Below are 19,211 nucleotides of genomic sequence, written 5' to 3'. Positions count from 1 at the left end.
CGCAGGACGGGCCGGGGTCGGGCGCGCCGTCGTCGTCGCACGATCGTAGGGTTCCGTCCGTGGGCGTTCGATCTTCGACGTGGGTGACCGCGGTCCTCGTGCTGCTGGCCCTCACCGCGGTCGGGACCGTGGTCCCCGCGCCGGTCGTCGCCCTCGGGCCGGGACCGACCTTCGACACCCTCGGTGAGGTCGAGGGCACGCCCGTCGTGTCCGCGGAGGGCCTGCCGACCTACCCGACGACCGGGCACCTGAACATGACCACCGTCGGCGTCACCGACGGGATCTCGACGCTGCGGGCGCTCGGCATGTGGGCCTCGGGCACCTACCGGCTCGCGCCGCGCTGGTCGCTGTACCCGCCCGGCGAGTCCACCGAACAGGTCACCCAGGCCAACCAGCAGGAGTTCGACGGCTCGATCGCGAACGCCGAGGCCGCGGCGCTGAACCACCTGCACCTGCCGACCCGGGTCACGGTCGGCGCGCTGACCGACGGCTCGCCGTCGGCGGGGGTGCTGGAACCCGGCGACGAGATCCGCGCCGTCGGCGCCACCCCGGTGACCTCGGTCCAGGGCCTGCTCGACGCCATGGGGGCCGCGCGCCCCGGTCAGCCGGTCACCCTCACCGTCCGCCGGGGGGACGCCGCGCCGCGCCAGGTCACCGTCACCCCGGCCGCCCACCCGGACGACCCGGCGCGGGCCTTCCTGGGCATCACCCCGGCCACCTCGCCCGCCGAGGGGCAGAAGCTGACCATCACGCTGGGCGACGTCGGCGGCCCCTCGGCCGGTCTGATGTTCAGCCTGGCGCTGGTCGACAAGCTGACCCCGGGTCCGCTGACCGGCGGCCGGTTCGTCGCCGGCACCGGCACCATCGACGCCGAGGGCCGGGTCGGGCCGATCAGCGGCATCCGCTTCAAGATGCTGAAGGCCCGCGAGGTCGGTGCGCAGACGTTCCTGGTGCCCGCTGCGAACTGCACCGAGGCCGCCGAGGACGCGCCCGACGGGCTCCAGCTCGTGCGCGTCGGGACCCTCGACGAGGCGGTCGGCGCGCTGACCACCCTCGACACCGGCGGTACGCCCGCCGGCTGCTCGTAGTTCCCCGGTCCGCTCCCGGCGAACACCGCCCCACCAGGCCCGATCCACCGGCTGTCGGGGCGGCGACCACCCCCCGGGCCCGCGTACGGTGGACGCCATGAGCGACGTCCCCTTCGGCTTCGGCCCCGCCGACCGTGACCGCGACCGCGAGCCCGGCGACCAGCCCGACTCGGGTTCCGGCGACGCCTCCGGCACGGACGGGGGCACGTCGGGCAAGGACGGGAAGGGCGAGCCCGAGGGCCCGAAGGACCCGTTCGGCTTCGGGTCGCACCCCCGGTCCGACGACCCGTCCGGCGCCTCCGGCGGCGCGGGCCAGAACCCGTTCGCGGCGTTCGGCATGGGCGGGATCCCCGGCATGCCGGGTATGCCCGGCGGGGGCCAGTTCGACATGAGCCAGCTCGGGCAGATGCTGTCCCAGCTCGGCCAGATGCTCTCCAGCAGCGGCTCCTCCGACGGCGGCCCCGTCGACTACGAGCTCGCCGCCCGGATCGCCACCCAGCAGCTCGCGCAGTCGACGTCGTCGCTCACCGACGCCCAGCGCACCGGGGTCGCCGAGGCCGTGAAGCTCGCGGAGCTGTGGCTCGACCCGGCGACGTCGTTCCCCTCCTCCGGCGGCGAGGTGAAGGCCTGGACGCCGTCGGACTGGGTGCGGGCCGGCATGCCGACCTGGAAGCGGCTCTGCGACCCGGTGGCGACGCGGCTGTCCTCGGCCTGGGTCGAGGGGCTGCCCGAGGAGGTCCGCGGCGCGGCGGGCCCGATGCTGGGGATGCTCGGCAAGATGGGCGGGATGGCGTTCGGCAGCCAGCTCGGCCAGGGCCTGGCGCAGCTCGGCAAGGAGGTGCTGACCTCCACCGAGCTCGGCATCCCGGTCGGCCCGGAGCGCACCTCCGCACTGCTGCCCGAGGCCGTCGCCCGGTTCACCGAGGGCCTGGACCGCCCGGCCGGTGAGGTCACGCTGTTCCTCGCCGCGCGCGAGGCCGCCCACCAGCGGCTGTTCACCCACGTGCACTGGCTGCGCGAGCGGCTGCTCGGCGCCGTCGAGGAGTACGCCCGCGGCATCACCGTGGACACCTCGCGGATCGAGGAGCTCGCCCGCGGGATCGACCCGTCGAACCCGGAGTCGATCCAGGAGGCCATGCAGTCCGGCATGTTCGAGCCGGAGGACACACCGCAGCAGAAGGCGGCGCTGGCCCGGCTGGAGACCCTGCTCGCCCTGATCGAGGGCTGGGTGGACACCGTCGTCGCCGAGGCGCTGACCGAGCGGCTGCCCGGGGCCGAGGCGATGCGCGAGACGATGCGCCGCCGCCGCGCCTCGGGCGGGCCCGCGGAGCAGGCGTTCGCGACGATCGTCGGGCTGGAGCTGCGGCCGCGGAAGCTGCGGGCCGCGGCGGACCTGTGGAAGCTGCTGGGCGCCGAGCGCGGCGTCGAGGGCCGCGACGCGGTCTGGGCGCACCCGGACCTGATCCCGTCGGCCGAGGACCTGGACGACCCGGCCGCCTTCGTGCGCGGCGGCGCGACCGGCGGGGCCGTCCCGGACGACCCGATCGCCGAGCTGGAGCGCCAGATGGCCGCCGACGCGGAGAAGAGGAAGGCCGAGTCGTCCGGGACCCCGGAGGAGCCCGGGACCTCGGAGAAGCCCTCCGCGGAGGACACCGACGGCGAGGACGGGACGGACCGGAAGGACTCCTGAGCCCGGCTCAGGTCCCGGTCGCGCGGACCGGCTCCCTCCCGGGGCCGGTCCCGCCGAACCCGCCGACCTCACCGTCGGCGTCGGCGACCCCGTCGGGCTCGTCGGCGGTGGCCGGGTCGCCGTCGACACCGGTGATGCCGAGCTCCGCGGCCGCGTTGAGGCCCTCCAGGTAGCCGATGGCCCGCTCGGTGCGCGGATAGCGGCGCACCCAGGACCAGAAGACGTCGTCGTGCGCGGCGGACAGCAGGTGGGCCAGCTCGTGCACCAGCACGTAGTCGACGACCCAGCCCGGCGCGTCCCGCAGACGCTCGCTGATCCGGATCGTGGCGTCGTCGGGGGTGCAGGACGCCCAGCGGGTGCGCATCGTCGGCACCCACCGGATCGACGACGGCCGCGCGCGCCCCTCCAGCCAGCGCTTCGACAGCTCCAGGCCGCGGCGCATCAGGGCCTCGTCGTTGTTGCGGCCCGGTGAGCGGCGGCGGGCCTCGCTCGCCTCGACGCGTCGCACCATCTCCGCGACCCAGTCGCGTTCCTGTTCGGCGGACATCCAGCCCGGGATGAACACGACGAGCCGTTCCCCCTCCCGCCGGGCACTGACCATGCGCTTCCGGCGGGCGCTGCGTCGGACCTCTACCGGGGGACTCGCCATGGCTCCAGGGTAGGCCGCCCCGGTTCGCGGATGCGAACGGCGCGGACGTGTTCCGGCCCCGTCGCCGCACGGAGCGGGCACCGTGGCACCGGTGACCGGACTGCCCGCACGGCTCGCGCTCGCCGCCCACCTCGCCGTCCTCCCGGCCGGGCCACGAGCCCGCCGGATCGGGTCCGGCCCACCCCGGGCCCGGCTGCTGGAGGAGCTGTCCCCCGCCGCCGTCGACGCACTGGACCGGCTCGCCGACGGCCCGTGCCCGACCGGTGCGCTCACCCGGGGCGACGACGAGGTCGCGGTGCTGCTCGCCGTCCTGTGGCGGGCGGGGCTGCTCGCCGACCCGGACGTCGTGGACCGGGTCCGGCGGCGCCGGGCGAGCACGCTGGTCGAGGTCCGCGGCAACGGCGCGCTCGCCGTGGCGGTCGTCGCCGGGCTGGCCCGGGCCGGGATCGGACAGCTGTACCCGCAGGTCGGCGGGGTGACGGGCGCCGACGACGTGCTGGCCGGGCTGCCGGTGGGGCCGGGCCGGGGCCGCGGGGAGGAGCTGCGCACGTTCCTGCGCGACGCCGGTGTCGACGCCGATCCGCCCCGGCGGGTGCCCGCGGACCTGGTGGTGCTCGCCGACGACGGGCCGATGCCGCCGGAGGCTCCGTCGGAGCAGCTGTTCGTGGCCCTGCGCGACGGCCGCGGCGTGGTGGGGCCGCTCGTCCTGCCGGGTCGGGGGCTGTGTCCCGGTTGTGCGGGGGCGCCCGGTGCGGCCGGCGGACCGTCGTCGGCGGCACCGCACGTGCTGGTCGCGACGGCGGCGGTGGCGGTCGGCCAGGTGCTCGCCGCCGTCGACGGGCCGGTGCGTGGCGGCCGGCCGCCCGCGTCGTGGGGAGCGGTGCTGGAGGTCGACGCGGACGCGGCGACGGTCGTCACCCGTCCGGGGTTCCGACGACCCGGTTGTTCCTGCGGCACAGCGGCTGCGGCGGTACCGGACAGCGCACCGGGGCCCACCGCGCCGTGCGGGAATCCCCCGGCCGGGTGGACAATCACCGTGTGAGCGACATTCCCCGAAGAACCGCCTCGCGCACCGCCAAGCTCGCCGGCCTCCCGCTCGGCGTCGCCGGACGTGCCGCAGCAGGGTTCGGGCGCCGTCTCACGGGTGGTGACCGCGACGAGATCGCGGCCCAGCTCGCGGCCAAGAGCGCCGAGCAGCTGTTCGAGGTGCTCGGCGAGCTCAAGGGCGGCGCGATGAAGTTCGGGCAGGCGCTCAGCGTGTTCGAGGCGGCCGTGCCCGACGAGTACGCGGAGCCCTACCGCGAGGCGCTCACCAAGCTGCAGTCCGCGGCGCCGCCGATGCCCATGGCCGACGTCGACTACATGCTCACCCAGCAGTTCGGACGGTCCTGGCGGTCCCGGTTCGCCGACTTCGACGAGACGCCCGCCGCCTCGGCCAGCATCGGCCAGGTGCACCGCGCGGTCTGGAAGCGCGACGGCCGCGAGGTCGCGGTCAAGGTGCAGTACCCCGGCGCCGAGGAGGCGCTGCGCTCGGACCTGCGTCAGCTCGGGCGGATGAGCCGCATCCTGCAGCCGCTGGTCCCCGGTATGGAGATCAAGCCGCTGGTCGCGGAGCTCAAGGACCGCATGGAGGAGGAGCTCGACTACCGCGACGAGGCCGCGTACCAGCGCGAGTTCGCCGCGTTCTACGAGGACGACCCGGACGTGAAGATCCCCCGCGTGGTCGGTTCGGCCCCCAAGGCCGTCATCACGGAGTGGGTACAGGGCCGCCCGCTGGCCTCGATCATCCGCGACGGCACCCGCGAGGAGCGCGACCACGCGGGCAACCAGCTGGCCCGCTTCCACTACTCGGCGCCGGACCGCGCGCACCTGCTGCACGCCGACCCGCACCCCGGCAACTTCGGGATCCTCGACGACGGCCGTCTGCTCGTCCTCGACTTCGGTGCCGTCGCCCGGATGCCCGACGGCATGCCCCCCGAGCTGGTCACGATGACCAAGTACGCGCTCGATGGGCGCAGCGGCGACCTGATGGCCCTGATGCGCTCGGCCGGGTTCGTCCGCGACGGCGCCCGGATCGAGTCCGAGCAGATCCTCGACTACCTCGCACCCTTCACCGAGCCGCTGGGGTCCGAGGAGTTCCACTTCAGCCGCCGGTGGATCCAGAAGCAGGCCGAGCGGGTCGGTGATCTGCGCAGCCCGGACGCGGCGATCGGCCGGTCGTTGAACCTGCCCCCGCGGTTCCTGCTGGTGCACCGGGTGACGATGGGGACCGTCGGCATCCTGTGCCAGCTCGACTCCCACGTGCGGCTGCGGGAGATCGTCGCCGAGTGGCAGCCGGAGATGTTCGAGCCGGACGCCCCGACCGGCTGACCTCCCTGCGCTACTCCGGTCCTGCGGGACGGGGGTGCCCTGTCGTCGCTGTGCTCTGCTCACCGATACGCAGCAGCGCAGGTCGGCGCCACTGGCGGGGTCTTCGGGGGCGTCGTGGGGTCGGGGCGGACGCGGAGCCCGTCGAGCACCCGGTCGAGCGCGGCCCGAGCCGCGCCCCGGTCGCCCGCGCTCCCCGGTCCGGTCGTCCTCCCGCCACCCCGTCGTGGGTCCGACCCGCCGGTCGGCGGTTCCGCGCCGGCCCCGGGTCGCTGGCACCGGGCCGCTCCCGGTCGGCGCCGGCTCCGGGTCTCGCTCCCCATGGGCCGTGCCGGGCTCCGCGAGCCACATGGCGTGCTCGTTCATGGCGCCCGACAGCAGTCGGGCCAGCGGCTCGACCGGCTGCGCACCGGCGCCCCGCGCTCGCCGGGATCGGCCGGCGCCTCGACAAGGTGCCGTCCCGACGACTCGGCGCCCAGCTCGCGCCGGCGCGCCCCAGCCCAGCAGGCCGGGCCCGTCGACGAGCATGATCCGCGCCGCCGACGGCTCCGTGCGGCGCCGAGGAACACCCGGCACCCGGCGACGAGCCGTCCCCACGGGTCGGGCACCGCCTCCGCCGTGTCGACCACCCCGGTCCGCCACACGGTCCGCCGACCGCGCCAGGACCGCGGCGAACAGCGCCGCTCGTCGTCGCACCGGTGGTGGAGCGTGCCCCTCGTCACCCCGGCCCGTCGACGACGGCCGGCAGCCCGACCGCGCCGCACCCGTTGCGGGAGAACAGGCGCGCCGCCTCGTCCAGCACCGCCTGCCGGATCCGCTCGCGCTGCTCGGACCAAAGTTCCCGTGCCCTCTCCCCGATTTGACGTTCTGATGGTACGTCGATAGATTTCACGTACCGAAGGTATGCGTATAGGAGGGTGCCGTGCTCCACAGCTGCTACCCGGTCCTCGCGACGGCCGACGTCCCGGCCGCCCGCGCGTTCTGGACCGGCCTGATGGGATTCGAGATCGTCTTCGACACCGACTGGTACGTCAGCCTCCGTCGCGGACGCTTCGAGCTCGCCGTCCTCGACCGGGACCATCCGACGATCCCGGCGGCGTACCGCGGCCGGTCCGCCGCCGGGACGCTGATGAATTTCGAGGTCGACGACGTCGACGCCGAGTGGGACCGTCTCGTCGTCCGCGGTGGGTTGGAGGCGCTGCTCCCGGTACGCGACGAGGACTTCGGGCAGCGGCACTTCGTCGTCGCCGGGCCGGACGGGGTACTGGTCGACGTGATCACCGAGATCGCCCCGTCGGCGGAGTTCGCCGACGCGTTCACGGGGTCGCCGGCGCCCTGACCTGGGGTGCTGCGTATCGGTGAGCAGAGCAAAGCGACGAGCAGGCACCCTCTCCCACCGGCGGACCGGCAGGTCCCGGACACGACGGTGCCCCGCCCGGACGTCGGGTCCGGACGGGGCACCGATCGCATCGGTCGGCGGCGGGATCAGCCGGCGCGCAGCCGCGCCCGCTCGGCGCGGGAGGCGGCCCAGGCCGCGATCCGGGACCAGCCGCGGCCCGCGGTGAGCCGGCGTGCGAGCCGGTGCTCGGCCGCCGCCCGTTGTGCCTCCTGCTGATGGGATCTCGCCAGCGCTTCCTGGATGAGCGTCATCACGTTCTCCTGGTTCACGAGGTGGGACGAACGGTCGGTGCGGGGAATCGGTCGCACGGCCGGTGCCGGCTTCAGGTCGTTCATGTCTCGGGTCTCCTCGGGTCTGGTGGGTCGGCGGGCGCCGCGGTGCGCGTCGCGCCCGTACGGCTGTGGTCAGCGGCTCGCGGCCAGGGCCAGGGCCCGGTCGCGCTCCAGGTCGGCCTTGCGGGGACGCCCCCTCGGGCGCTTGCGTGGGATCACCCGACCGTGGTCGAAGATCTCGCCTCCCCACACACCCCACGGCTCGGCGCGCTCCAGCGCACCGTCCAGGCAGGCCTGCCGGAGCGGGCAGCCGCCGCAGCGGGACTTCGCCTCCTCCAGCTCGGCCGGGGCCTCGGCGAACCACAGGTCGGCGTCGCCGTTGCGGCAGGGCAGGGCTGAGCCCACGCTCGGCACGGACCGCAGCCGCACCTCGTCGGGTCCGGCGCCGCCGCCGGACTGCTCGGTGATCATTCCGCCGTCACACGGAACGGATCGCACGTACACGATCGACCTCCTCGATCGAACTTCTCTGTAACTGGTCAGACCGGTCTGGTCGGGATCTGTCATCTCTCGGGACGGAATCGGGGACAAAAAACGGGGCCGCGGAACCCGTGTGCGTGGGTTCCGCGGCCCCGATGGGACTCGCTGGGTGCTGAGGGTCAGGTACCCCCTCGGCGCCCGGGAACGAACGCAGCTGTGCACTTGTCATCGAAGATCGGGCCGGTGACCGCGACCGGCATGCCGCCCAGCGGGTACACCTCACCCGTGGCGCGGAGCGTCGACGGCGCGAGCAGCGCCACCCCCTGGGGGCGACGACGGACGCCGGACTCCCCGGTGACCGCGATGCCCGCGTGAGCGACGTCGTGCGCGACGACGGTCTGCTCCGGGACGCACACCGGGGCCGGGACGGACAGGGTGGTGCCGATCAGGTCGGTCGTGTCGATCGTGCCCATCTCGTCACCTCCTCCGGTTCCGTCCGCGGTCTCCCGCGCGACGCGTCTGTGTCGGGAGCATGGCGCTCCACCTGGTGCCGACGACAGTAGAAGTGCTGCGCACGGCACGGCAACCGATTATTCGAAGTCTCGCCGGAAGTTCACGCCGATCCCTACCGAAGAGGGGGTCGTGAACCCTCCGCCGCGTGCTCGGCGAGCACCCGCAGCACGTCGTCGCCGTAGCGGTCCAGCTTGGCCGCGCCGATCCCCGGGATGCCCACCAGCGCCGACGGTCCGGCGGGCCGCTGCTCCGCGATCGCGGTGAGCGTCGCGTCGGTGAGCACGACGAAGCCGGGCACGTCCTGCGCCTTCGCCGCCGCCGACCGCCACTGCTTGAGGCGGTCCAGCAACTCCAGGTCCACATCGGACGGGCAGTCGTCGCAGCGCAGGAGCTTGGTGGCGGTGGTCCCGAACAGCGGGGTCCCGCAGACGCGGCACTTGGGCCGGGCACCCCCGGGCCGGCGCTCGCCGGCCACCCGGGACGCCGGGTGCGAGTCCGGGATCAGTCCGTACAGGAACCGCGAGCGGCGTCGCTTCGGCCCGCGCCCGGAGGCCCGGGTCAGCGACCACGACATCGACAGCACCCGCCGGGCGCGGGTGACGCCGACGTAGAACAGCCGGCGTTCCTCCTCGACGGCGGCCTCGTCGTCCCCGGCGTGACCGATGGGGAGGGTGCCGTCGGCGAGCCCGACGAGGAACACCGCATCCCACTCCAGGCCCTTCGCTGCGTGCAACGACGCCAGCGTGACGCCGTTGACGACGGGCGCCTGCGCGTGGTCGGCGCGGGTCTCCAGCTCCCCGCACAACCGGCGCAGGTCGGCCTGCGGCTCGACCGCGGCCAGCTCCTCGGCGACGCCGACCAGCGCCAGCAGCGACTCCCACTGCGCGCGCAGCGTCGCGCCCTTCGGCGGCTCGTCGGTCAGCCCGGCGCGGGCGGTGAGCACCGCGCGGGTGACGTCGACGAGGTCGGTGCCCGGCCGCTGGTCCGGCGCTGCGGTGCGCAGCGCGAGCATCGCCCGGCGGATCTCGGGCCGGTTGAAGAACCGCTCCCCGCCGCGGATCTGGTAGGGCACGCCGGCGTCGGACAGGGCCTGCTCGAACGCCTCGGACTGGGCGTTGATCCGGAACAGCACCGCGATCTCCGACGGCTCGGTGCCGTCGTTGATCAGGGTCAGGATCCGGCCCGCGACGGCGGCGGCCTCCCCGGCCTCGTCGTCGTGCTCGGAGAAGTCCGGGTCGGGGCCGGGCGGGAGCTGCCCGATGAGCTGCAGCCGGGACCCGGCGGGCCGGTTGCGGGCGGCGCCGATCAGCTGGTTCGCGCAGCCGACGATCTGCGGGGTGGAGCGGTAGTCGCGCTGCAGGCGCACGACCGCGGCGTCGGGGAAACGGCGCGGGAACTCCAGCAGGTACCGGGGGGAGGCGCCGGCGAAGGTGTAGATCGTCTGGTTGGCGTCGCCGACGACGGTGAGGTCGTCGCGGTCGCCGAGCCAGGCGTCGAGCAGGCGCTGCTGCAACGGGGTGACGTCCTGGTACTCGTCGACGACGAAGCACCGGTAACGGGACCGGAACTCCTCGGCGACGCCGCCGTGCTCCTCCAGCGCGATCGCGGTGTGCAGGAGCAGGTCGTCGAAGTCGAGCTGCTCGCTCGCGTTCTTCAGCTCCTCGTACGCGGCGTAGACGGCGGCCACCTGCTCGGCCGGGCCGGGGGTGTCGCGGCGACGGCGGGCGACCTCGGCCGCGTAGTCCGACGGGGCGACCAGGGTCGACTTCGCCCACTCGATCTCGGAGGCGAGGTCGCGCAGCGCGTCGGAGTCGGTGCCGGCCCGGGCGCGGGCAGCCGCCTGGCCGACGAGCCGCAGCTTGCCGTCGAGCAGCGGCCACGGGCTGCCGCCGACCATCTGTGGCCAGAAGTAGCGCAGCTGACGCAGCGCCGCGGCGTGGAAGGTGCGGGCCTGCACCCCGGAGGCGTCGAGGGCGCGCAGCCGGGTGCGCAGCTCCCCCGCGGCGCGGGCGGTGAAGGTGACGGCGAGGACCTGGGTGGCGGCGACGTGGCCCGAGGTCACCAGGTGGGCGATCCGCCGGGTGATCGTGCGGGTCTTACCGGTGCCCGCCCCCGCGAGGACGCAGACCGGGCCGCGCGGCGCGTGCACCGCGGCCCGCTGCTCGGGGTCCAGACCGTCCGCGCCGATCGGGGCCGCCGGGTCCGGCACGGCGCGGGTCGCACGGGCGGGGCGGGTGGTGGATCGGGACGGCACCCACCCATCCTGACACCCACCCCCGACGGTCACGGGTCGCCCGTCCCGCCCGTCCGGGTGCCGGGCAGGTCACAGCGGGGCGGGAAGAATCCCGCGAGCGAGCCCGTTGCACCCGGTATGGCGGACCTGACGATGTACACGACCAGCTGGTGCGGCTTCTGCCGTCGTCTCAAGCTGCAGCTCGACCAGGCCGGCATCGGCTACCGCGAGATCGACATCGAGCGTGAGCCGGACGCCGTGGCGTTCGTCGAGAAGGCCAACGGCGGCAACCGCACGGTGCCGACCGTCGTCTTCCCGGACGAGTCGGTCGCGACGAACCCCAGCTTCTCCGAGGTGAAGACCCGGCTCGGGGTCTGACACCTCCCCTGATCTCCCACCACGGAGCGCGGCGGCCCGCCACCGGTACCTCACCGGGGGCGGGCCGCCGCTTCGTCTGCGGGGTCAGCCCCCGGCGGCGGCCCAAGACTCCAGCATGGTGCGTGCGATCGAGACCTTCCCCGGCAGCATGACCACCGGTCCGTCGGTGGGGTCGGGCTCGTCCCGGGTGCCCCAGTCGCCGCGGGCCAGTGCCGCCCGCAGCGTGTCCCGGGTGATCCACAGGGCGTCGGCGATCTCGCCGTCCTGCGGCGTCAGCGGGACCTCCGGGTCCCCGATCGCGTGGAAGCCGACCATCAGCGACCGCGGGAACGGCCACGCCTGGCTGCCGAGGTACCGCACGTCGGACACGGCGATGCCGACCTCCTCGGAGATCTCGCGGTGCACGCACGCCTCCAGCGACTCGCCGGACTCGACGAACCCGGCGAGCACCGAGTAGCGCCCGGCCGGCCACACCGGCTGGCGGGCGAGCAGGACGCGGTCCGCACCGTCGTGCACCAGGCAGATGATCGCCGGGTCGGTGCGCGGGTACTCCTCGTGGCCGTTGTCGCAGACCCGGGCCCAGCCCGCGTTGTGCGGGCGGGTGCGGGTGCCGTCGATCGCGCAGAACCGGGCCCGGTCGTGCCAGTTCAGCGTGGCGACCGCGCCGGTGAGCAGCCCGGACCCGAGCGGGTCGAGGAACGCGCCCGCGGCGCGCAGGTCCGCCCACTCCCCCTCGCCGGTGAAGATGTCGCTGTCGGCGGTGCGTTCGGTCCCGACGCGCACCGCCCAGTACGGGACGCCCTCGCGCTCGCCGAGCAGCACGGCCTCGGCCGGCGGCTCCGCGGCGACGTCGGTGCCCGCGCGGGTCCGGACGTGCCCGCCACGGCCCGCCGCGTCGTCCCAGGCGGCGGCGTCGACCTCGCGGAACTCGCGGCCCGGTTCGACTTCCCAGTCCACCGGGGTGCGTCCGGACTCGTCGACGACGACCACGCGCGCCGTCGCCCACGTGTCGCGCACGTAGGCCGGGTCCAGGCGCCGGTTCTCGTCGCGGGAGAGCGCGTTGCGCGACAGCACCGGCTCCTCGGTCAGGGAGAAGTCCCCGGGGCTCATCGCCCGCCTCCGCGGACCACGCCGCCGAGCGCGGCGAGCGGTGGCCCGACCACGTCGGCGTCCCCGACGACCACCCCGGTGAACCGGGTCGGCGCGAACAGCGCGGTGGCGGCCGCGGCGACCTCGTCGACGGTGACCGCCTCCAGCCGGCGCGGCCGGTCCCGGAGCCAGTCGACGTCGAGCCCGGCGGCGTGCAGCGCGGACAGGGTGCCGGCCAGCGCGGACTGACTGTCCAGCGAGATCAGCAGCGAGCCGATCGCGTAGCGACGGGCCGAGGTGACCTCCTGCTCTGTCGGCGGGACCGTCACCATGCGGCCGAGCTCGTAGCGGGTCTCGAGCAGGGCGGCGGCCGTGACGTCGGAGGCGACGTCGGCGTCGAGACCGAGCACCGCGCCCCCGGGCACGAACTCCTGCCCGGAGTGCGCGCCGTAGGTGTAGCCCTTGTCCTCGCGGATGTTCTCCATCCAGCGCGAGGAGAAGTAGCCACCGAACACGAGGTTCGCGAGCTGGAACGCGGTGTAGCGCTCGTCGGTGCGGTCCAGGCCGGGCGCGGTGAGACGCAGCTGGGACTGCACGGAGCCGGGCCGGTGGACCAGCTCCAGGTCGCCCGCCTGCGGCACCGGCGGGGCGGACAGCCACCGGGCGGGGTGGTCGCCGGTCCACCCCCCGAGCCGGCGGGCGACCTCGGCGATCGCGGCCTCGGGGTCGATGTCGCCGACGAGGACCAGGCTCGCCCCGTCCGGGACGACGAGGTCGGCGTGCAGCTCCCGCACGCGCTCCGGGGTGACCGCGGCGACGGCCTCGGCGGTCGGCATCTCCGAGACGATGGGGTGGTCGCCGAAGCGGCGGCGCATCAGCGCCTCGCGGGCGACGGTGCGCGGTTGCGCGCGGGCGACGGCGATCCGCTCGGCCAGCCGGGACCGCTCGCGGGCGACCTCGGCGTCGGAGTGGGTGGCGGCGGTGAGGACGTCGGCGAGGACGTCGAGGACCGTTGGCAGACCCGTGGCCAGCGCGGAGCCGCCCGCCTGCAGGTACTCCGGGTCGACGGCGACGCCGAGCTCCCCGCCGACCGAGGCCAGCGCGTCGTCGATGCCGATCCGGTCGCGGCCCGCGGTGCCGGTCAGGATGGTCTCGGCGAGCACCTCTGTGCCCGCGGTGCGGGCGGCGTCGGCGACCGGCTCCGGCGAGGCGGCCGGGATGCGCAGGACGGTCTCGACCAGCGGGACCCCGGGGCGGCGCGCGGCCAGGACGGTCAGCCCGTTCGGCAGGGTCTCGGTGAGCACGTCCGGCAGCGGCACCTCCTTGGTGCGGCCGAGCGCGGGCAGCGGGCGGGGGCCGCGCTCGGTGCGGCCGATCTCCTCCGCGCTGCGGTGTGTGCGGTCGGCGCTCACGCGGAGCCCCCTTCGGTGTGGTTCACGGTGCCGGGACGGGTCGGTGCGCTCACGCGTCGCCGTCCCCGGTCGGTTCGGCGGCCGGCTCGACCAGCAGGACGGCCCGCCCGGCCGAACGCAGCCGGGCGGCCGCGGCGGCGACGTCGGCACCGGTCAGTGCGGCCAGCCTGCCGGGGAGCTCCACGGCGAGCTCGGCGCGGCCGTAGAGCAGCTCGCGGGCGCCGAGCCCGAGCATCCGGTACATGACGCGGTCGTCCTCGCGGTGCAGCGCGGCGACCCAGCGGGCGGTCTGACGCTCCAGCTCCTCGGCGCCGGGGCCCTGCTCGGCGAGGCGGTCCAGCTCCTCGTCGACCGCGGCGGTGACCCGGTCCGCGGGCACCTCGGCCGGGTGCACCGCGGTGATCGTGAAGGTGTCGGGGTCGCGGGCGTCGAACGGGCCGCCCATCAGGCCGTTGGACGCCGAGACGTCGGTGACCAGGCCTGCTCCGTCGGCGCCGCCGTGGACCAGGCGGCGCTGCAGCCGTGAGGCCTCGCCGTCGGCCAGGACGGTGGCGAGCATGGCGTGGGCCAGGTAGGCGTCGGGCTCGGCGGCCGGGTCGGGGACGCGGTAGCCGAGCGCCAGGGCGGGCAGCGGGGCGTGGGCGTCGGCCACGGTCTGCCGCCGCTCCGCGCCGGGAGCGGGCTCGGTGAACGACGGCCGCTGCGGGACGGGCCGGGCGGGGATGTCCCCGAAGTGCCGCTCGACCAGGGCGAGGGTGCCGTCGACACCGTGCTCGGACAGGTCACCGTGCACGGTGACCAGCGCGTTGCCCGGCGCGTAGAAGGTGTCGAAGAACGCGGCCGCGTCGTCCAGGCTCGCCTGCTCCAGCTCGGAGAAGTCGCCGTAGCCGTTGTGCGCGTTCGGGAAGGTGTCGTAGAGGACCGGTGGCAGCAGGATCCACGGGAACCCGCCGTAGGGGCGGTTGTGGACGTTGAGCCGGATCTCCTCCTTCACGACGTCGACCTGGTTGCGCAGGTTCTCGACGGTGAGCTTCGGGGCGCGCAGCCGGTCGGACTCCAGGAACAGCGCCCGCTCCAGCGCCGCACCGGGCAGCACCTGGAAGTAGTCGGTGTAGTCCTGGTGGGTCGAGCCGTTGAAGATCCCGCCCGCGGATTGGACCTGCCGGAAGTGCTCCAGCTTCTCCAGGCTCTCGCTGCCCTGGAACATCAGGTGCTCGAACAGGTGCGCGAAGCCGGTACGTCCCTCCGGCTCGGAACGGAAGCCCACGTCGACGTGCACCGAGACCCCGACCACCGGGGTGGCCGGGTCCGGGACGACGAGCACGCGCAGCCCGTTGGCCAGCGTGGCCCGGTGCAGCTCGAGAGCGGATTTGTCGGCGATCACGGACACGGGAGCGAGGCTATCCCCCACCCCCGGCAACCTGCCCGGTCAGGCGCGCTCGGGCGGCAGGATCACGAACTGGCGCAGCCCGAGGTCGCGGTAGGTCACCGGGCCGCGGGGGCCGGGGGTGTGATCGACGTTGATGCCGGTCTCGGGCAGGCCCAGCAGCTTGTAGCCGTCGAGCAACCGCGACGGCGCGTTCCAGAACACCCCGGTGCCGGTGTAGCGGTCGATGAAACGGTGGGCGACCTGCTCGTCGGCGGCGCAGATCGTCGCGGCCAGGCCGGAGGTCTCCCGGGCGGCGGTGTCGGCGGCGTCGTCGGGGCCGTCGACGACGGCGACCGTCACGTGCGCCTCGGCGCCGGAGTCCAGCGCCCACTCGTGACCGAGCGGGTGGTCGTGCGGGGGCAGCGACAGCGCGATGCCGCGGGCGTCGAGGGCGGCCTTCGCGACCGGCAGCAGGGTGTCGTAGACGGGCCGGTCGACGAGCAGCAGGTTGAGCCGGTTGCAGACGCCGAGCCGGTCGGTCGAGTCGGTGACCAGGCGGGTGACGTCGGCCTCGGTGGCGCTGGCGTCGAGGTAGAGGACGCCGCCGCCGTCGGCGTGGGCGAGCACCCGGGTGCCCGCGGTCGCGCCGAGCACGGACAGCTTGCGGGTGACGTCCCCGGACCCGCGGACGACGACCAGCGGCACCAGGTCGGGCAGCCCGACGAGGGCCTCGGCGCCGGCGTGGCCGGGCAGCGGGACGAGCTGCACGGCGGCCTCGGGGAGCCCGGCGTCGGCCAGTGCGGGGCGCAGCACCTGCTCGACGAGCGCGGTGGCGCTGCCGAGCGCGGCGGACCCGGTGCGCAGGACGGCGGCGCTGCGGGCCTTGAGGACCTGCGAGGCGACGTCGACGGTCACGTTCGGCCGGGCCTCGAACACCGCGCCGATGACGCCGACCGGGATGCGCCGCTCGAACACCCGCTCGCCGGTCTCCAGCGTGCGGACCGGCCACTCGGTGGGCGGCTCGGGGGTCGCCGCGAGCACCTCGAGCTGGGTGGCGATCCCGGCCAGCCGCTCGGGGTCCAGGCGCAGCCGGTCGAGAAGGCCCGCCGCCATGCCGTTCCGCTCGGCGGCGGCGACGTCGGCGGCGTTGACGTCGAGCAGCTCGTGCGCCCGGTCCCGGATCAGCGAGGCGGCGGCGCGCAGGGCGTCGTCGATCCGGCCCTCGCCCGCGGCGCGGACGGCCGGGGCGGCGGCCCGGGCGCGCTGCGCGGCCTCACGGACGGCGGCGAACTCCGGCGCCTCGGTCGTCTCCTGCGGGGTGGTCACGGTGCTGCTCACGCAGGTCAGGGTAGGCGGTCGCCGTCGCGGGCCCGACCGGGTATCCGGCGAGGACGGCTCAGGGCGCAGCGGTCGGCACGGCGTAGACGACGATGTTCGACTCGTAGCTCCCCGCCGCCGGGTCGAACACCCCGCCGCAGGTGACGAGGACGAGCTGCGGGTCGCCGTCGCGGCGGAACACCTCGCGGGGCAGGTCGTGCTTGCCGTACTCGCGACGCGCGACGACCCGGTAGGCCGCGGTGCGGCCGTCGGCGCCACGGACGACGACCGGCTCGCCCGCGACGAGCTGCGGCAGCACCGACAGGAACCCGATGCCCTGGGTGCGCGAGTCGACGTGACCGGCGATCACGGCGCTCCCGGACGCGCCGCCCGGGAGGACACCGGGGGCCCACCAGCCGACCGTGCGCACCTGGTCGGGGACGACCATCCCGCCGTTCGGGGCGGTGCCGACCGCGTCGACGGGGGCGGACAGGCCGCGGGCGGGGAGCTCCAGGACGGCCGGGACGACCGGCTGCGACACGGTGCCGGGCTCGGGCGCGGGGAGCGGGTAGACCGCCGAGACGGTCCACGGCTCGCGCGGCGCGATCGGCGCCGGGCCGGTGGAGCGGGGCGGGGGCCGGTGCGGTCGCCGGGGCCGGGGAGCGGGCCCGCCGGGAGCCCGGCGGACGCGGGTGGGGGCGGGACCGAGGGAGCGGGCGGGCCGGGCGGACCGGGAACAGCCGCCCCCGGCAGCGCCGCGGCGTCGAGCGCCCCGACCACCGGAGCCGGGTCCGGTGGCGCCAGGACCGGCACCGCCCGGGCCACCGGCACCGCACGCGTCGCGGTGGGGGCCGTTCCCGCGGGCACGGCGCCGAGGTCGCTCGCCTCGACGCGGGCGTCGTCACCGAGTGCGAGACCGGCGCCGGCGCCCAGCAGGGCGGCGCCGAGGAGCAGCAGCGCGGCCGCTCCCCGTACGCCCCCGGCCGGGCGCCGGCGCCGCGGTGTCACGCGCGGGCGCGACGCAGCCGGACGGCGCCGGCGACGAGCAGCAGCAGCCCGGCACCGCCGAGCGCGACGGGCAGCGCGGCGTCGGACGCCGACGCGGCCTGACCGCCGGTGCCGGCGTCGACGGCGGGCGCGCCGGAGCCGCCCCGGCCCGCGGCGTCACCGGAACCGGAGGCCGAGCCGTTGCCGGTACCGTTGCCGGTGCCCGCACCGGGCGCGGTCCCGTCGCCGGACCCGGCGGCGTTCCCGTCGGTGCCGTTCCCGTCGGTGCCGTTCCCGTCGGTGCCGTTCCCGTCGGTGCCGTTCCCGTCGGTGCCGTTCCCGTCGGTGCCGTTCCCGTCGGTGCCGTTCCCGTCGGTGCCGTTCCCGGGGTTGTCCGAGCCGGAGCCCGGGGTCGTGGCCCCGGCCTCGGCCGCGGCCTGGTCCAGCTTGGTCTTCAGCTCACCCAGGTTCGTGAGCTGCGCGCGGGCCTGGTCGAGCTGCTCCGGCGGCAGGCCGGGGACGTTCAGCAGCTGCTGGGCCTGGTCGCTGAGCTGTCCGACCTGCTCCTGCGCGGCCTGCAGCCAGCCCTGGTCGAACTGCTCACCGGTGCGGGCCTTGAGGTCGTCGACCTGGGACTGGATCTCCGGGGAGACCTGGTCGGGCAGCGAGACGCCGATCGACGACGCCAGCCCCCGCAGCTTGTCGTTGATCTGCTGGCCCTCGCCCTGCACCTGCGGCGCGAGCTCCTTGACCTTGTCCCCGACGCCCTGCTCCAGGCCGATGCCGCCGAGCGCGGCGAGGCCGAGCGCCTTCTGGTGCGCGTCGCCGAACGCCTGGCGCGGGTCGCCGACGCCCGGGACCTGCGGGAGGTTGTCGGGCAGGTTCGGCACCTGCGGCGTCTCGCCACCGCAGGCGGTCAGCCCCACGAGTGCGGCCGCGGCGACGGCGGCACCGACGGTGCGGCTGATCCGGCGCGGGTGGTTCGTGGTCGTCGTCATGCGAGTCATCCCCCGGAGGTAGCGGTGTACGCCTGATGGGCTATCGGCTTACTCCGGACGTTGCAACTCGAACCACACGACAGGTCCCATGCGGGCGGCGAGTGGTTATCGCCGACGGCTGAGCGGTGCCGGGGCCGAGGGCGGCGGGACGACCGGGCCGACGTCGCCGTCGGGCGCCTCGTCGAGGTCCAGGACGACCGGGGCGTGGTCGCTGGGGAGCTTCCCCTTGCGCGCCTTGCGGTCCACCCACACCGCCGCGCGACGGTCGGCCGGGCCCGACCCGGCCAGCACCAGGTCGATCCGCATCCCCTGGTCCTGGTGGAACCGGCCGGCCCGGTAGTCCCAGTAGCTGAACACGCGCTCGTCGGGCCAGCGCTCGCGCAGGACGTCGCGCAGCCCGGTCCCGAGCAGCGCGGCGAGCGCGGCCCGCTCGTCGGGGGTGACGTGGGTGGCGCCGTCGAACAGGGAACGGTCCCAGACGTCGTCGTCGGTGGGGGCGATGTTCACGTCCCCGGCCACCACGGTCGACGCGGGGTCGCCCGTCGCGACCAGCTCGCGCAGTGCACCGAGCCAGCGCAGCTTGTAGGCGTAGTGCGGGTCCTCGGGGCTGCGGCCGTTCGGCACGTACACCGAGGTGACCCGCAGCCCGCCGCAGGTGGCGGTGACGGCGCGCGCGTCCGGGACCTCCAGCCCGCCCTCGGTGAAGACGGGCTCGTCGGGCAGGCCGCGCACGACGTCGTCCAGACCCACCCGCGACAGCAGGGCGACGCCGTTCCACCGGCCCTGGCCGTGGTGCGCGCTCGCGTAGCCGCGCTCGGCCAGTGCCTCGCCGAAGGCCGCGGCGAAGTCGTCGTCGGAGAGCTTGGTCTCCTGGAGGCAGACGACGTCGGGTTCCCGCTCGTCGAGCCACGGCAGCAGCCGCGGCAGCCGGGACTTCGCGGAGTTCACGTTCCAGGTGGCCAGACGCACG

18 protein-coding genes and 1 pseudogene are annotated in these 19,211 nt (G+C 75.3%); 6 read left to right on the top strand and 13 right to left on the bottom strand.

Translation table 11 applies throughout. The features are described from left to right. The first annotated feature begins 83 nt into the window (after positions 1–83). Together ZF1_RS05760 and ZF1_RS05755 are read left to right on the top strand one after the other, a co-directional pair. Positions 84–1,088 (top strand): YlbL family protein, encoded by a 1,005-nt coding sequence (locus ZF1_RS05760; protein WP_251785611.1) that lies wholly within the window; start codon positions 84–86, stop codon positions 1,086–1,088. 97 nt (positions 1,089–1,185) lie between these two features. After that, the gene (locus ZF1_RS05755; RefSeq protein ID WP_251785612.1) at positions 1,186–2,778 is read left to right on the top strand and encodes a zinc-dependent metalloprotease; all 1,593 of its coding nucleotides are present in this window, start codon (positions 1,186–1,188) and stop codon (positions 2,776–2,778) included. 7 nt (positions 2,779–2,785) lie between these two features. Here ZF1_RS05755 and ZF1_RS05750 read toward each other — a convergent pair whose 3' ends face one another. Further along, entirely contained in the window at positions 2,786–3,427 is a 642-nt protein-coding gene (locus ZF1_RS05750; RefSeq protein ID WP_405419050.1) for a M48 family metallopeptidase, read from the bottom strand. Positions 3,428–3,518: 91 nt separating this feature from the next. Here ZF1_RS05750 and ZF1_RS05745 point away from each other — a divergent pair, with 91 nt between their 5' ends. Next, on the top strand, positions 3,519–4,469 hold the full coding sequence (locus ZF1_RS05745; protein WP_405419051.1) for a hypothetical protein: 951 nt from the start codon (positions 3,519–3,521) through the stop codon (positions 4,467–4,469). Next, complete coding sequence (locus tag ZF1_RS05740) at positions 4,466–5,797, top strand: ABC1 kinase family protein (protein ID WP_482636664.1); 1,332 nt, start codon at positions 4,466–4,468, stop codon at positions 5,795–5,797. The genes ZF1_RS05745 and ZF1_RS05740 overlap by 4 nt, the downstream gene beginning before the upstream one ends. 384 nt (positions 5,798–6,181) lie before the next feature. On the opposite strand, the pseudogene ZF1_RS05735 reads toward ZF1_RS05740, so the two are convergent. After that, positions 6,182–6,322, bottom strand: a pseudogene (locus tag ZF1_RS05735) (hypothetical protein); the annotation flags it as partial. Positions 6,323–6,716: 394 nt separating this feature from the next. Between ZF1_RS05735 and ZF1_RS05730 the strand changes: the two are divergent. Then, complete coding sequence (locus ZF1_RS05730; protein ID WP_482636663.1) at positions 6,717–7,133, top strand: VOC family protein; 417 nt, start codon at positions 6,717–6,719, stop codon at positions 7,131–7,133. Between the two features lie 146 nt (positions 7,134–7,279). Here the strand turns inward: ZF1_RS05730 and ZF1_RS05725 are convergent, their stop codons facing one another. From ZF1_RS05725 to ZF1_RS05710, 4 genes are all read right to left on the bottom strand, one after another. Then, complete coding sequence (locus ZF1_RS05725; RefSeq protein ID WP_073578347.1) at positions 7,280–7,528, bottom strand: hypothetical protein; 249 nt, start codon at positions 7,526–7,528, stop codon at positions 7,280–7,282. Between the two features lie 69 nt (positions 7,529–7,597). Further along, positions 7,598–7,936, bottom strand: coding sequence for a WhiB family transcriptional regulator (locus ZF1_RS05720; protein ID WP_083474559.1), 339 nt, complete (start codon positions 7,934–7,936; stop codon positions 7,598–7,600). A 188-nt stretch (positions 7,937–8,124) separates the two neighbouring features. After that, positions 8,125–8,418: a hypothetical protein gene (locus ZF1_RS05715; protein WP_405419058.1), complete on the bottom strand. Its 294-nt coding sequence runs from the start codon at positions 8,416–8,418 to the stop codon at positions 8,125–8,127. A gap of 152 nt (positions 8,419–8,570) precedes the next feature. Further along, a complete protein-coding gene (locus tag ZF1_RS05710) occupies positions 8,571–10,667 on the bottom strand; it encodes an ATP-dependent DNA helicase UvrD2 (RefSeq protein ID WP_308292804.1) in 2,097 nt (698 codons plus the stop codon). Positions 10,668–10,844: 177 nt separating this feature from the next. Between ZF1_RS05710 and ZF1_RS05705 the strand changes: the two genes are divergently transcribed. Continuing rightward, a complete protein-coding gene (locus ZF1_RS05705; RefSeq protein ID WP_280118320.1) occupies positions 10,845–11,069 on the top strand; it encodes a glutaredoxin domain-containing protein in 225 nt (74 codons plus the stop codon). A gap of 84 nt (positions 11,070–11,153) precedes the next feature. On the opposite strand, the gene nudC is transcribed toward ZF1_RS05705, so the two are convergent. From nudC to ZF1_RS05670, 7 genes are all read right to left on the bottom strand, one after another. Beyond that, on the bottom strand, positions 11,154–12,179 hold the full coding sequence (gene nudC, locus ZF1_RS05700; protein ID WP_476653939.1) for an NAD(+) diphosphatase: 1,026 nt from the start codon (positions 12,177–12,179) through the stop codon (positions 11,154–11,156). Continuing rightward, complete coding sequence (locus tag ZF1_RS05695; protein ID WP_482636662.1) at positions 12,176–13,570, bottom strand: M16 family metallopeptidase; 1,395 nt, start codon at positions 13,568–13,570, stop codon at positions 12,176–12,178. Before ZF1_RS05695 ends, nudC begins: the two co-directional genes overlap by 4 nt. A gap of 49 nt (positions 13,571–13,619) precedes the next feature. Next, positions 13,620–14,960 (bottom strand): M16 family metallopeptidase, encoded by a 1,341-nt coding sequence (locus ZF1_RS05690; protein ID WP_178374296.1) that lies wholly within the window; start codon positions 14,958–14,960, stop codon positions 13,620–13,622. A gap of 39 nt (positions 14,961–14,999) precedes the next feature. Next, a complete protein-coding gene (locus ZF1_RS05685) occupies positions 15,000–16,277 on the bottom strand; it encodes an aldehyde dehydrogenase family protein (RefSeq protein WP_083474558.1) in 1,278 nt (425 codons plus the stop codon). A gap of 58 nt (positions 16,278–16,335) precedes the next feature. Then, positions 16,336–16,797 carry a class F sortase gene (locus tag ZF1_RS05680; RefSeq protein ID WP_482636661.1) on the bottom strand — a complete coding sequence of 154 codons (462 nt, stop codon included), beginning with the start codon at positions 16,795–16,797 and terminating at the stop codon, positions 16,336–16,338. 463 nt (positions 16,798–17,260) lie between these two features. After that, positions 17,261–18,241, bottom strand: coding sequence for a DUF4142 domain-containing protein (locus ZF1_RS05675; RefSeq protein ID WP_482636660.1), 981 nt, complete (start codon positions 18,239–18,241; stop codon positions 17,261–17,263). A 105-nt stretch (positions 18,242–18,346) separates the two neighbouring features. Then, positions 18,347–19,210 (bottom strand): exodeoxyribonuclease III, encoded by an 864-nt coding sequence (locus ZF1_RS05670; protein ID WP_357437509.1) that lies wholly within the window; start codon positions 19,208–19,210, stop codon positions 18,347–18,349. Position 19,211: the final 1 nt, after the last annotated feature.

Source organism: Pseudonocardia sp. ZF1 (assembly GCF_056835605.1).
The sequence above is the reverse complement of the archived record's forward strand: the minus strand, read 5'-3'. Positions and strand labels throughout refer to the sequence as shown.